11 protein-coding genes and 4 tRNA genes are annotated in these 14,379 nt (G+C 51.8%); 4 read left to right on the forward strand and 11 right to left on the reverse strand.

What is annotated here, in order from left to right; genetic code table 11:
• Positions 1–105: 105 nt before the first annotated feature.
• A complete protein-coding gene (locus tag I9W95_RS16435; protein WP_225676866.1) occupies positions 106–3,027 on the reverse strand; it encodes a hypothetical protein in 2,922 nt (973 codons plus the stop codon).
• Between the two features lie 210 nt (positions 3,028–3,237).
• Between I9W95_RS16435 and I9W95_RS16440 the strand changes: the two genes are divergently transcribed.
• The 4 genes from I9W95_RS16440 to I9W95_RS16455 all read left to right on the forward strand — a co-directional run bounded on the left by I9W95_RS16440 (position 3,238) and on the right by I9W95_RS16455 (position 7,712).
• Positions 3,238–4,080: a 6-carboxytetrahydropterin synthase gene (locus I9W95_RS16440; RefSeq protein ID WP_225676868.1), complete on the forward strand. Its 843-nt coding sequence runs from the start codon at positions 3,238–3,240 to the stop codon at positions 4,078–4,080.
• 121 nt (positions 4,081–4,201) lie between these two features.
• Positions 4,202–5,566 carry an adenylosuccinate lyase gene (gene purB, locus I9W95_RS16445; RefSeq protein WP_225677045.1) on the forward strand — a complete coding sequence of 455 codons (1,365 nt, stop codon included), beginning with the start codon at positions 4,202–4,204 and terminating at the stop codon, positions 5,564–5,566.
• Between the two features lie 72 nt (positions 5,567–5,638).
• The gene (locus I9W95_RS16450; RefSeq protein ID WP_225676871.1) at positions 5,639–6,808 is read left to right on the forward strand and encodes a cupin domain-containing protein; all 1,170 of its coding nucleotides are present in this window, start codon (positions 5,639–5,641) and stop codon (positions 6,806–6,808) included.
• The gene (locus I9W95_RS16455) at positions 6,798–7,712 is read left to right on the forward strand and encodes a GNAT family N-acetyltransferase (protein ID WP_225676872.1); all 915 of its coding nucleotides are present in this window, start codon (positions 6,798–6,800) and stop codon (positions 7,710–7,712) included. The genes I9W95_RS16450 and I9W95_RS16455 overlap by 11 nt, the downstream gene beginning before the upstream one ends.
• 12 nt (positions 7,713–7,724) lie before the next feature.
• Here I9W95_RS16455 and I9W95_RS16460 read toward each other — a convergent pair whose 3' ends face one another.
• From I9W95_RS16460 to I9W95_RS18565, 10 genes are all read right to left on the reverse strand, one after another.
• Positions 7,725–8,141, reverse strand: coding sequence for a DUF3429 domain-containing protein (locus tag I9W95_RS16460; RefSeq protein WP_225676874.1), 417 nt, complete (start codon positions 8,139–8,141; stop codon positions 7,725–7,727).
• 138 nt (positions 8,142–8,279) lie between these two features.
• Positions 8,280–9,044 (reverse strand): 3-deoxy-manno-octulosonate cytidylyltransferase, encoded by a 765-nt coding sequence (kdsB, locus tag I9W95_RS16465; RefSeq protein WP_225676875.1) that lies wholly within the window; start codon positions 9,042–9,044, stop codon positions 8,280–8,282.
• Positions 9,045–9,049: 5 nt separating this feature from the next.
• Positions 9,050–10,057, reverse strand: a complete 1,008-nt coding sequence (locus I9W95_RS16470; RefSeq protein ID WP_225676878.1) for an NAD-dependent epimerase — start codon at positions 10,055–10,057, stop codon at positions 9,050–9,052.
• The gene (locus tag I9W95_RS16475; protein WP_225676880.1) at positions 10,057–10,614 is read right to left on the reverse strand and encodes a KdsC family phosphatase; all 558 of its coding nucleotides are present in this window, start codon (positions 10,612–10,614) and stop codon (positions 10,057–10,059) included. Before I9W95_RS16475 ends, I9W95_RS16470 begins: the two co-directional genes overlap by 1 nt.
• A 79-nt stretch (positions 10,615–10,693) precedes the next feature.
• A tRNA-Glu gene (locus tag I9W95_RS16480) sits at positions 10,694–10,769 on the reverse strand.
• 13 nt (positions 10,770–10,782) lie between these two features.
• A tRNA-Ala gene (locus I9W95_RS16485) sits at positions 10,783–10,858 on the reverse strand.
• A gap of 25 nt (positions 10,859–10,883) precedes the next feature.
• Positions 10,884–10,959: transfer RNA gene (locus I9W95_RS16490), tRNA-Glu, on the reverse strand.
• Positions 10,960–10,975: 16 nt separating this feature from the next.
• Positions 10,976–11,051: transfer RNA gene (locus I9W95_RS16495), tRNA-Ala, on the reverse strand.
• A 129-nt stretch (positions 11,052–11,180) separates the two neighbouring features.
• Positions 11,181–12,692 carry a glutamate--tRNA ligase gene (gltX, locus tag I9W95_RS16500; protein WP_225676882.1) on the reverse strand — a complete coding sequence of 504 codons (1,512 nt, stop codon included), beginning with the start codon at positions 12,690–12,692 and terminating at the stop codon, positions 11,181–11,183.
• 73 nt (positions 12,693–12,765) lie between these two features.
• Complete coding sequence (locus I9W95_RS18565) at positions 12,766–13,887, reverse strand: methyl-accepting chemotaxis protein (protein ID WP_318653629.1); 1,122 nt, start codon at positions 13,885–13,887, stop codon at positions 12,766–12,768.
• Positions 13,888–14,379 lie beyond the last annotated feature (492 nt).

A 14,379-nucleotide genomic window follows, 5' to 3' on the forward strand; every position in this document is an offset into this window, starting at 1 on the left:
GAGAGGGGTAAGGCCCCTCTATGAGGACAAGGGGCTATGAATATTTCACAAAAGTTCAAATAAAAATTTGTGGGACAGCAGTGGCTATCAGCCGCTTTTTCTTAGTTACAGGGTTTCCCAGGTGCCATCTATGTAGCGAATAATCCAGGCACCGCTTTCGTTAGCGATGCGCCCGTAAACCACATCACGAAAATTCAGATGATAAACCGCTGAATCAGTGTCGGTATTATCAGTCCATTCAGCCTGATTCGCCTTCACGCACAATTCATAGCCACCGGAATCGCTATCAATGTATTCATACGGCAACGGCGATATATCAAACTCCTGATTCAGGAAAGCCGTCAGCGAACTATCAATGGTTTCCGAAGTACCATCATCAAGCGACAGCGACACCCCATCCTTGAACACAGAGAGACTACCGGTAGCACTGAAATTAGAATCGCCATCATAAGAGACAACTACGCGGTCCAGGGCTGAACCCGTGCCCAGATAAACCTCATCTGAAGTCAGCCCTGAGTAGTCATGCGACAGTGCTGCCACAACGGTATATCGCTCGCTATCTTCCGCAGCAACTGAGACATCCAGCAAGGTCGCAGGTTCATCCTCGAGCAGCACCTCACTGGTAAAGCGAAGATTTGTGAGCCCCAGCACGACCGGATCATAAAGAACGCCATCAAAGCTGGTTGCCGTGGTACTGAGCGTCTCCAGACTGAGACAACCCTGACTATCTGCAGCATTCACTGGCCACTCAACGAAATACGTACCGCGGCCCGGAACCTCTACTCGCGAAAATGCTCCGGCCTCCCACAAATCATTAATTGCCTGCTGCATATCACGCGACTTATACAGACGCTGCTTCGGATAACAGGAAGAAACCGCCCACACGCCGGCACTTTCTGTCAGATCACAGATCTCAAGATCGTGTGTATAAATAATTTCATCGGTATCGTCATCACCATCAATATCGTTTTCATCCTCACGCGCTACGGTTGGATAGAAGCGATAGCGACGGGAATCATCCAGCGCTACACCCTCTGCTTCCAGCATTACATCGAGATACTGCACCGAAGAAGAGCCCACCGTCTCAGTGCCCGTCTGATAAGTCAGCAAGCCAGCAATGATGTCACCGGCAGTGAAATCTGCACTGGCATTCGGATTGAAAAATCCATTGAAGGATGCAAATTCTGATTCAGGGTAGTAATCAGAGGCATTGGCTGCGACACCAGCAACATAGACCGTTGAATAGTCCACATCATCCTCGCTATCGTCGCCAACAACATCCGATATGCGGCCGTTAAGCACAACGGTATCAATATTAAAGTGCAGTGCAGTAGCTTCATTCAGAGGATCTCTCACTCCGCGATAAAACAGGCGAAAGCTACCCGTCACTTCAGTTTCCGTTGCCGTACCCACAGTCGTCACGTCGTACAGAGCAAAATCAGACCAGCGCAGCTCATATCCCAGAATCTCATTCGATGCTGCATCTTCAAGTGCGGAAACTTCATTCGTGAAGTAATAACGCACACCGGATGTCGATGTAATATCGTTGTCCGGATCGTCATTTTCGTAGGCGTTATCAATTTCAAAGCGCAGATTACCAGCGCTGACCTGACCGGTAATCATCACATCAATTGCGTGAGAACTGGTCGGCTCATCATCGTCATCAGTGGTATTTACGTCTGCAACCTGCTGGGCGACACGCAGCTCACCACCGTTAAGCGTCAGAACAGCCGTCGCAGCGTTGTAGCTGTCGACCGAAGTAAGCCAGGCCCAGGAGACATCAGGTGTCGGACACGCGCCGGCCAGATAACAATCGTAATAAAAGCCCGCGATTTCACGATAAGACTGAACAACCGTATTCAGATTCTCGGCATGCTCATCACCGACACTGTCAACCAATTGCAAATAGGCCTGCAGCTGCTCTTTATAGCCGTCTTCAAAGAAGTTGTTGCCGTAATCTTTCATCAACGTAATGAATGCTTTAGTACGCTGAATACCCAGTACAAAATCTTCGTATTCACTCTGACCAAGAAGAGAAGACAGGGACGCCGGCGCGACGCTGGTTAACACATCACTCTCAAACCCAGCCATTTCAGCCTGCAGCCCTGATACGACAGCCTGAATATTGCTTTGCACTTTGGAGTTTGAAACTGAAACAGCCTGCAGATTGGTTGCCGCCAGATCGTAGAGATCGTAAAGCGCCAATGTCCGGCTGGTTCCTTTTTCCAGCAGCTGTCCCTTATCGGCAATAAACTCCGCCACCACAGCATCTGCGTATGACTGGCCGTTATCTTCAACCAGATGCTTCCATGCTGCCACCAGAGCACCGTAACGAATGCTGTATTGAGAGGAGGCATTTACCGATCGCCATTCCGAGATCTGGGTAAGATCCGCCGGCTCGCGTGATTGTACCGAGTCCAGACCAAACAGAATTGCCACCTGAGATAACGCCTGCTCTACGGAATACGCAGAGTAGTAACCGGTCTCGACCCATTGCGGAGTATCCAGGTCTTCTGCATACACATAGCTGAAAGCCAGCTGCGCTGCCAGATCCGTAAGCGGAGTCACACGAATCTGCTCACCACTGCTACCGTCGTAAACCACGGACTGCCAACCAAGACCAGTGACAGACAGCATATCAGCGCCAAAGACGTAGTCATTACCATCCACACTGCAACCTGCGACCCACTGGCACCGCTGAGTTGTACCTTCAGCCGTTGTGTCGGTATCGGTTACACGACCAATAACTTCAAACAACTGAATCTCAGCTGAGGCGACCGGGATCTCAGCAAGGCCTTCCTCGTCGGATACGTAGGTCGTGGCATTCAGGCGCCCTTCGGCATCCTCTGACAGAAGGCCGGATTCCAGCACCGGTACGGAACGAATAACACCGAACTCGATATCTTCCTGACCAACCTGAACCTTAAGGGTTACCGTTGATGAGGACGACGATGAATCATTACTACAACCAGAAAGGCCCGCCACAAATACAGGAAGTGACAACAAAAATGCCCGTGCTAAACGCATCAAAACCACCAAATCAAAATATCGGAATGCCGTCCGGCATGAAACGGCGCCTATCATAACAGGCTTTAGCTGATGTGATAGTCATCAGATGGTAAGCCTAAAATATGACTGATTGACAGCCGCCAGTCGTACAGGTTCCCCCTGTGAACATACAACGCGGCCCGGATTTCAGATAGAATGCGCGCTTTCAACGCACCCAGTATCAGCACCATGCAACTATTTGTAGATCAACTGACCAACGTCGACTTCAGCTATCTTCACCCGCAGCGCGGCATCGTCGGTGAAACATGGTGGGCTTCTGCCCTACTGGATGGTGGCCTGGACGACCAGGGGATGGTGTGTGATTTTGGAATTGTTAAAAAAACACTGCGCAACTGGCTGGACGACGAAGTCGATCACCGCTTATTGGTACCGGTAAAAGCCAGCGGCCTGACACTGACAGAAAAAGACGGCAGCATCAGCCTGCGCTGGGCGACAACTGCCGGCGATATCACCATGACAGCACCTCGCCAGGCAGTCGCCCTGGTTGATGCTGAAGAAATTACTGCCGACAGCGTAGCGCTCTGGTGCCGCGAGCAATTGCGTAGTTTCTTCCCGGTAAACGTCGAACAGCTGACACTGAGCTTCGAAGCCGAATATATAGACGGTGCTTTCTACCATTACAGCCATGGCCTGAAGAAGCATAACGGTAACTGCCAGCGCATCGCCCATGGTCACAGATCCCGTATCGAAATCTGCATTGATGGCCAGCGCAACACGGAACTGGAGCAGCAATGGGCCAGCCGCTGGCAGGACATCTATCTCGGCAGCGACGAAGACCTGACCGACAGCGATAACAACAGCTACCACTTCGCCTATGTCGCTCAGCAAGGCGCATTCGAGCTTTCGATCCCGAAAAGCACCTGCTATATGATGAGTACCGACACCACCGTAGAGTTTATCGCCAGCCATCTTGCTGATGTCATCAGCACAGAAAAAACCGGCCACAGCGTCTGCGTAAAGGCCTTTGAAGGCGTCAACAAGGGCGCTATCGCCGAACGCAAAGCCCGCTGACACCTGCCTGCCACCCCCTGACGTCGTCCGGGGGTGAGTTGCCGGTTAAAATCCGTTACAATCCCGCGCCTTAATTTTCCATCCATTTCATTGTCAGTTGAGAACCGCCATGTCCAACGCTATGGAACTGTCCGCCCTGTCCGCCATTTCTCCTATTGATGGCCGCTACGGCAGCAAGACCGTTGACCTCCGCCCTGTATTCTCTGAGTTCGGCCTGATTCGTGCCCGCGTAGAAGTTGAAATCCGCTGGTTGCAACGCCTCGCTGCTCACGAAGCCATTGCAGAAGTTCCGGCTTTCTCAGCAGAAACCAATGCTCAACTGGATGCGATTGTTGCCAACTTCAGCGAAGAAGATGCACTGCGCATCAAAAACATTGAAGCGACAACCAACCACGACGTTAAAGCGGTTGAATATTTCATCAAGGAAAAGTTCGCTGACAACGCTGAACTGATGGCCGTTAACGAGTTCGTGCACTTTGCCTGCACCTCAGAAGACATCAACAACCTGTCCCATGGCCTGATGCTGAAAGCCGGCCGCGATGTGGTTGTGCCAGTTATGCAGAAAATTGCCGACGACATCCGCAAGCTGGCTCACGAGCAGGCTGCCCTGCCGATGCTGTCCCGCACACACGGCCAGACTGCCTCGCCAACCACCCTGGGCAAAGAGATGGCCAACGTGGTTGCTCGTCTTGAGCGTCAGATCAAACAGATCCAGGCTGTAGAACTGCTGGGCAAAATCAACGGCGCTGTTGGTAACTACAACGCCCACATCTCCGCCTACCCGGACATCGACTGGGCAGCCAACGCCGAAGCCTTCGTGACCTCACTTGGCCTGACCTTCAACCCATACACTACACAGATTGAACCTCACGATTATATTGCTGAGCTGTTTGATGCAGTGGCGCGTTACAACACCATCCTGATCGACTTCGACCGCGATATCTGGGCCTACATCTCCAACGGCTACTTCAAGCAGAAGACCATTGCTGGTGAAGTTGGCTCCTCAACCATGCCGCACAAAGTAAACCCGATTGACTTCGAAAACTCCGAAGGCAACCTGGGTATCGCTAACGCGGTCATGACTCACATGGCTCAGAAACTGCCGATCTCACGCTGGCAGCGCGACCTGACCGACTCCACTGTTCTGCGTAACATGGGCGTTGGCCTGGGCTACAGCCTGATCGCCTATCAGGCGACCCTGAAAGGCATCAGCAAACTGCAGGTGAACGAAGCACGTATTGCAGAAGATCTGGACAGCGCATGGGAAGTACTGGCAGAACCGGTTCAGACCGTAATGCGTCGTTACGGCATCGAACAGCCATACGAGAAACTGAAAGCATTCACCCGCGGCAAGGCAATTACGAAAGATGCCATGGTTGAATTCATTGCATCACTGGAACTGCCACAGAGTGCCAAGGATGAGCTGAACGCTCTGACTCCGGCCAACTACATTGGTAATGCCACAGATCAGGCGAAAAACGTCTGATCTGACTTACCATACAAAGCCTCCTGCGGGAGGCTTTTTTGTATCTGAACCTTATAGCTTCGAGTACCTACTATGCATGTTCTTGGCGAACTGTCTGTTGAAGAGTTCCTGCGCGACTACTGGCACAAAAAACCCGTCCTGATTCGCAACGCCTGGCCTCAGTTTCAACCACTATTATCCTCTCAGGAATTGGCCGGCTTATCGCTGGAACAGGAAATCGAAACCCGCATTGTCGAAGAAGAAGGCAAGGATGGCCCATGGTCCATTCGCAAAGGACCGTTCACAGAAGAAGATTATCTCCAGCTTCCGGCCAACAAATGGACCCTTCTGGTTCAGGGCGTAGACCAGTGGATTCCTGAAGCCGCTGACTTACTGGAACATTTTCGCTTTATTCCAAGCTGGCGCATAGACGACCTGATGATCAGCTATGCCGTCGATGGCGGCTCGGTCGGCCCACATTACGACCAGTACGATGTATTCCTGCTTCAGGCAGAAGGCCAGCGCGAATGGCGCATTGGCCAGATGTGTGGTGAACACACGCCATTTATGCAAGGCCCAAAGATTCGCATCCTGGAAAACTTTGAAGAAACAGATCGCTGGGTACTTAATCCGGGAGATATGCTCTATTTGCCCCCCGCCCTTGCCCACTACGGCATTGCTCAGGGCGAATGCCAGACCTACAGCATCGGCTTTCGGGCACCATCCGTTGCCGAACTGATTCAAACAGCAGCAGACGACATCATTGCCACATCATCAGACGATGAACGCTATGCCGATTCTGGCCTCAGCCAGCAACGCACCCCTGGATTGATAGATGACAGCGCAGCGGCCAACCTGCGAGAAGCCCTGAATCGCACTCTGCAGGATGATAGTCGCCTTAAACGCATCCTGGGCAAGCTGATGACAGAAGCTAAATACCCGGAACACCTGCCAGAGATCGAAACCGAGCTTGAATGGCAGGACTGTGAACAGCTCATGAATGAAAACCCACTCATCCGACGCTCCGAATTTGCTCGCTTCGCATACAGCGACAACTCTGATGGCGTTGATTTTTACGCCGCTGGCCAGCACTTCTGCCTGCCGACATCAGCCAGACAGCTAATTGCTTATCTGGCGGACAACGTCCAATATGAAAGTTGCGAGCTTTTAGCTTCTGCCAGCAGTAAGGACTCTCAATCACTCCTTGCCTCTCTGTGGCAGCAGCATATGTTTTACTGCCCGGAAGATGATTATGGACATTGAGATTACTGGCTGGAACAACGGCCGCGACGTACTGAAAGCGCTGCGTCGCAGAGTATTCATCGAGGAACAGGGCGTTCCTGAGGATCTGGAATGGGACGCAGACGATGAGACTGCAATTCACTTCATTGCGCGTGACGGCAAGCGCCCCGTCGGCTGCGCCCGATTATTACCTGACGGGCGCTTCGGCCGCATGGCGGTACTGCAGGAATATCGCCGCCATCGCATAGGAACGCATCTCCTGCACAATATCGAGAAATACTACCAGCAGGAAATGCACGGCCGCATCCTGAAAGCCAACGTACAGGCTCAGGCGTTTATGTTTTACAAAAACAACGGGTTTTCCCCCGTTGCTCCGTTCAACATCGACGCAGGTATTGTGCACCTGCCGATGGAAAAGGCTGTCGGCGGCAGTCACTCTGCCAATAACCACCTTCTGCTGGGCAAAGACAACCTAAGCTACCGATTTCCATTTGAAACGCGCGCTACCTCAGGCCTGCTGCAAATAGCCTGTCAGCAACCGCAACGGGAAATTCTGATCACCATCACTGACCTTGGCCAGGCCCAATGGTTCGACAAAGAAGTGGCAAGCTCTCTTGTCCGCTACCTGAAAGCAGCCAGACAGAATCATGTGCGAATTCTGATACAGAAAGAGTACCCCGGCATTGCAGACCATCGCCTTATGCTGCTGCAGCAACGTATCAGCAGTCGCATGAGCGTAAAGGTCAATTCCGCTGTCACCTCTGACCGAATACTGCTACTGCCTTATGGCTGGATAGAAACATCACAAGCCGAGGTAAAAGCGAGCTTTAATGATCGCCCAAGAACGGCGCGGCAGGTTGAAATATTTGAGGATGCATGGCGAACAGGTCAGACATGCAAGGAAATTCGCCGGTTAGGCATCTAACCGGCGAATCGTTTAGTGCACCGCGATAAAGACAACGATGTGCACCAGAGACACAGCACCGGTCAGTATATTGCGCAGCTTCTTGTAAGATTCCGCGTACGAACGCTTAAAAATCGGATTGGTTTCGGTCCACAGCAGCAACCAGAAGCCAACCAGAAACATCAGAACGGCCACATTAGTCGGAAGAAAATACGCCAGAATCCCCCACAGAAAGGTACCTATCGATAATTCGAGAGGAATTTCATCAATCTGTTCAGGGTTTGCTTGCTCGACCCCCCAGCAACCTCCAGCCATAAAAGTCAGAATCAGCAGCGAATAAAGCTTAAAGAACTCTTCCCCCTGCTCGTACCCCATCAATACGGCTCCCGCTGCAGCCACAAAAGGGATAAGACCGGCATAACCGAGCTTCTCGGAAATTGATAACGCCATGGCACTACTCCTTGCTCAGACGACACCTTCCATCCGGAAGGCATTGCTTTTCAATAACTTACACCAACAAGATAGAACAAGTGTGAGCAAAAGTAAGCAAAAAAAGGCCACACTGGCAGCAGCATGACCTTCAGACTGTCACAGGGAGTTAAGCAAAGCCTCTACGCGCGCAACATCAGAATCCGTATCAACACCATGACCCGGAGCCTCCTCGATCACAGACATAGCGATATTAACGCCATACCAGAGTGCTCTCAGCTGCTCCAGAGACTCAGTCCCCTCAAGAGCACACGGCTCCATGCTGGTGTAGTCAGACAGGAAGGAAACACGGTAGCCGTACATGCCAATATGACGATAAACCGGCATACGTTCAGTCATTTTTCCGAGACCGGTTTTATACAGGTCGCGATCCCACGGAATGGATGCACGACTGAAGTACATGGCAAAACCACGACGATTAAGCACCACCTTCACAACATTAGGGTCGAAAGCATCCGTGCCATCATGCAGCGGCGTGCAGACAGAACTCATGCCCGCGTCCGGGTTATCGATCAGGCTCTGTGCTGTCTGCTCGATCAGCGATTGAGGAATCAGAGGTTCATCCCCTTGCAGATTCACAATAACTGTATCAGCAGCCCAGCCTTTCTTTGCCGCTACTTCTGCAATCCGCTCGGTACCGTTCTCATGATCCGGAGACGTCATAACAACATCTGCACCAAACGCCAGTGCCGCCTGCTGAATGCGCTCGTCATCGGTCGCAATCACAATATCCTTAACACCAGTCGCCAGTGCACGCTCGTACACGTGTTGAATCATTGGTTTACCGGCCAACTGAATCAGCGGTTTTCCAGGCAAACGACTGGAGCCAAAACGTGCAGGGATAACAATTTTGTAGTCAGACATTCAGATTAAACCTTGTAAAAGTCACGATACCAGCGAGCAAAACGCTCAATCCCTGTGGCCAGAGGTGTATTCGGCGCAAAGTCTACATCCTCAACCAGATCATCTACATTGGCATAGGTTGCCAACACATCTCCCGGCTGCATATCCATGTAGTTTTTAACGGCTTTTTTACCCAATACATCTTCAATCGTTTCAATAAAGGCACCCAGTTCAACACTGTTATGGTTTCCAATATTGTAGATTTTATAGGGTGCTGAGCTACGCGAAGTGTCACCGGATTCCGGTGTCCACCCAGTCACACCCTGAGGAATTTTCTGAGTAATACGACATACACCTTCAACAATGTCATCAACGTAGGTGAAATCACGCTGCATTTTACCGTGGTTGTATACATTGATGGTTTTACCTTCGAGGATATCGCGGGTAAAACGGAAATAAGCCATATCCGGACGCCCCCACGGACCATACACAGTAAAGAAGCGCAGGCCAGTGGTCGGCAGACCATACAAATGCGAGTAGGTATGAGCCATCAGCTCATTGGATTTTTTGGTCGCCGCGTACAGAGACACCGGGTGATCAACACGATCCGAAGTGCTGTATGGAATTTTCGTATTCAGACCATAAACAGAGCTGGAAGAAGCATAAACCAGATGAGCAATTTCATTGTGGCGACAAGCCTCAAGAATATTCACAAAGCCGACCAGGTTGCTGTCTACGTATGCATGCGGATTAGTAATGGAGTAACGCACACCGGCCTGTGCCGCCAGATGCACCACTCGGTCAAACTTATGCTCGGCAAACACAGCATCGACGGCTGCCTTATCAGCCAACTCAACCTGTTTAAAGGTAAAGCCTTCAAGGTCACCGAGCCAGCCCAGACGACCATGCTTTAAATTCACGTCGTAATAGTCATTGATATTATCGATACCAACAACTTCATGCCCCTGTTCAACAAACTGCTTGCTGGTAAATGCGCCAATAAAACCAGCAGCACCGGTAACCAGAATTTTCATTATTTTACATCCTCAAACTCAGGCAGCATGGCCTTTATATACGCTTCTTCCAGAGACATACGACTGCCAAGAATAATATCAGCGACTTCACGAGCCACCCCTTTGCCTCCGGCGCTTTCGCACACCAGAGCCGCGTGGTCGCGAACCATCCAGAAGGCATCAGCCGGCGCCACAGGCAGGCCAATACGCTTCATCACCTTCAGATCAATCACGTCATCACCGACGTAACACACCTCTTCCGGCAATACAGAAAGCTGCCCCAGCAGATCAGTCAGGCACGGCCATTTATCTTTAGTACCTGGAAAGAAATGCTCCACACCCAGGTCTTTGGCACGCCGTTCCAGCGGCGCTGAGGATTTTGCCGAAATAATGGCGGTATGAATGCCGTAAGTCTGCAGCAGTTTAATGCCCACACCGTCTTTCACATTGAAGTGTTTTACTTCCTCACCGGACGCGGAATAAGTCAGTGTACCGTCAGTCAGTACACCATCAACGTCAAATACCACCAGACGTACAGCCCGGGCTTTTTCTTTAACAACGTTTGGAATGTGGATCATTATTCACACCAACAATAAAACTGGTGCGCATTGTAACCCGAAAAGAGAAATTTCTCAGAGTATGAGAAGAGAAATAAGATGGCATCCCCAAGGGGATTCGAACCCCTGTTACCGCCGTGAAAGGGCGGTGTCCTAGGCCTCTAGACGATGGGGACACAAGGACGAAATTGGTGGAGCCTAGCGGGATCGAACCGCTGACCTCAACACTGCCAGTGTTGCGCTCTCCCAGCTGAGCTAAGGCCCCAAAGCATGAAACAATGTTTCATAGATGGCATCCCCAAGGGGATTCGAACCCCTGTTACCGCCGTGAAAGGGCGGTGTCCTAGGCCTCTAGACGATGGGGACACAAGGACATTGAGATTGGTGGAGCCTAGCGGGATCGAACCGCTGACCTCAACACTGCCAGTGTTGCGCTCTCCCAGCTGAGCTAAGGCCCCGTCTCAAAACGTGGGCGAATCTTACTGACGGCCCTATAACCTGTCAACCCAGACGCTAAAATTTTTTCTGAAACAAGGACTTACAAAAAAGGGCGCCATATGGCGCCCCTCTTCTCATCACACCAGCGCTTAGTCAGGCTGGGCACGAGATGCGGCGATGGCAGCAGAAATCTGCTGGTAATCCTTCTCCATCTTCTTCGCTTTCTTCTTGCCAACACCACCAAGCACATCAATAGCGTGACGCACGCGTGAGCGACTCATGTCGGGCCCCAGCAGCGCCATGGTATCCAGTACGGAGATGGTCGCAGACGTACCAGCGATCGCAATGAAGAACGGATACAGGAAGTCACGCACCTTGATATCCATCTGCCCTGCCAGGGCAAACATGCGCTCCTTGATCTCTTCTACACTCCAGTGACGAATCTCTTCCAGCTGCCACAGACCAAACTGCAAAGCTGCCAGCAGTTTTTCCTCATCAAAAGCCTTGTGAGCGAAGGCTTCCGGCGTAAGCGCAGTTAACCCACCCAGAAAGTGCCCAGCCAGAGGAGCAACATCAGAAAAGACTTCAACACGCGGCTGCACATGCGGAATAACCGGGAGTACACGCTCCGGACGGAAACCCCATGCAGCAAAACGCTCGGAAAACTGCTCTGCTGTCAGCTCACGCAACCACAGACTGTTCAGCCAGCGCAGCTTTTCAACATCAAATACCGGACCACCCAGCGATACACGATGAATATCAAAATTGCCAAGCATCTCGTCGCGGGAGAACTTTTCGCGCTCATCCGGCATAGACCAGCCCATGCGACCCAGATAGTTCAGCAGCGCTTCAGGCATAAAGCCCATGCGTTCATAGAACATAATAGAGGTAGGGTTTTTACGCTTACTCAGTTTGCTCTTATCAGGATTGCGCAGCAGCGGCATGTGACACAGCTTCGGCATATCCCAGCCAAAATAGCTGTACAGCAACTTGTGCTTAGGTGCAGAGCTGATCCACTCCTCACCACGAATCACATGAGTAATACCCATCAGATGGTCATCAACCACGTTCGCCAGGTGATACGTCGGCATGCCGTCAGATTTCATCAGAATCTGCGCATCAACCTGAGACCAGTCGAGTTCGATATCGCCACGCAGCATATCATCAACAACGCAGACGCCCTCTTCAGGCACCATCATGCGAATCACAAATGACTGGCCATCGGCCTCACGCTGAGCCGCCTCTGCATCAGACAGCTTCAGATCTGAAGGCTTAAGCGCCATACTGTTACCAGCTTCCTGACGCTGAGCCCGCATAGCATCAAGCTCTTCCGCGGTACGGAAACATTTGAACGCATGGCCACTATCCAGCAGACGCTGAACGTGCTCTGCATAAATCTCTCGACGCTCGCTCTGACGATACGGACCATGTGCGCCGCCGACATCAGGGCCTTCATCCCAGTCCATTCCCAACCAGCGCAGAGAATCGAGAATTGCCTGCTCTGACTCAGGCGTACTGCGAGCCTGATCGGTATCCTCAATTCGCAGAATAAACTGACCACCATGCTGACGGGCAAAAGCGAGGTTAAAAAGTGCAATGTAGGCCGTGCCTACATGAGGATCACCAGTTGGTGAGGGGGCAACACGGGTGCGAACCGTCATAGATACTATCTCTGTAGATGTCCGTTAAAGCGGGCAATTATAGAGAAAAGCCGAACGCAACGCACCGTGCGTATTACATTGTGCGAATCTCACCCTCAAGCTGAGAAATCACCTCAATCACACGCTGACTTGAGCGTTCCATCTGCTCAAGATAGCTAACCATCTTACCGTGATCCTTCTCACGATAAGCCTCCAGCGCACGAAAGCCGTAGGCGTGAACATTTTTGTGAGGCTCATCCAGCCGGGTATAGGCCGGGAGCTCCTTATAAAGCTCATAACCCCGCCCCTCGCGATACCATTTACCGAGCCGGCAGGACGCATGATCAGCAAGCGCAACGCACGAGTCCGGCTCTCCGGACCAGATACACTCATACACCTGAGATTTCCACACAACGTGATCGAGTTTTACTGTCTCGAGAAAACTAATAGAGGCCGCATAATCAAATGCTCCCGATACGTGACCAGAGACATCGGAGATCACGCCAATCTTCTCCGAAATCAACGAAACTTCTTTGTTGAGCGCCTCGCCGCGCTCTCCTACCGAAGAGATCCCACGAGAAACGCGATCCACCTCACCACTAATGGTAGAAATCAACGCACCAATCTCAGAGGTCGCCTCCGCGGTTCTTTGCGCCAGCGTCCGCACCTCATCCGCAACCACCGCAAACCCCCGCCCCTGCTCACCCGCCCTTGCCGCCTCAATGGCAGCATTCAGCGCCAGCAGGTTAGTTTGTTCAGAAATCCCCTGAATCAACCCAACGAAGCTTTCGATACCCTTGGCAACCTGATCAAGACCAGCCACCGCCTCCGAGGCTTCAGCCGACTCACTCTGAATTGTTTTCAGCTGCCCGGACAGCGCCCCCAGAGAAGCCTGCACCGATGAGACTCCAGCCATTGACCCGACCACCTTCTCATTGTCTGCAAGGATTTCCGAAGCCATATTAGCGAGCGTATGGCGAATCTCATCAATGGTCTTCGATGATGAGGCCCACAACCCCCTTAACGATTCAGCCTGTTGCAGCTGATCAAGACTGAACTGACTTCTTAGATCAGCGACTTCCTTCACTTTACGGAGCAGCTTCAGCTCCTGTTCCAGTTTAATAATGCGAGCATTGAGCGCTTGCTCAGCGACAGATACAGCAGGTTGAGACTTTCTGGATCCAAAAAACACAGCGACCTCGAACAGTTTGAGCACTGCTAAAACTATAGAACAATTCGCCAAACATGCCCGAAAAGGCATGAAATCCAACCCTTTCTGACTGGCACCACCATACCCTCAGACACCAACACCCACTTTCGATGCAGACCCAAAGGACTGACCCCACCCGCACCGCGCCCGCCCCATCACGGCTAAACCATAAAAAACCGCAGCGCCTGACGACCATGCGGTTTTTAGAATTAGTGGCCGATACGGGGAAGTGGAGGGACATCCCGACTACGCCACAACAGGAACCCGGTCGGAATGGACGCCGTCGCAGGCTCCGGACGTTTGTCGCTAGGCTCGGAGCGAACCCACGAGGGCTCTCACCCTCCTCTCACCGCCATTTGGCGCTATGCTTCAGCCATAAAAAAACCGCGAATCTTTGCAGAGTCGCGGCTTTGAAATAAGTGGCGGTGGTCGGGATGTAACGGCCTCCGGCCTCAGCAACAAGTTGCTGTATGTCGCTGCGCTCGGTGCGAACCCACG

The organism is Thalassolituus marinus (assembly GCF_020320395.1).
Lineage (GTDB): Bacteria > Pseudomonadota > Gammaproteobacteria > Pseudomonadales > Oceanobacteraceae > Venatoribacter > Venatoribacter marinus.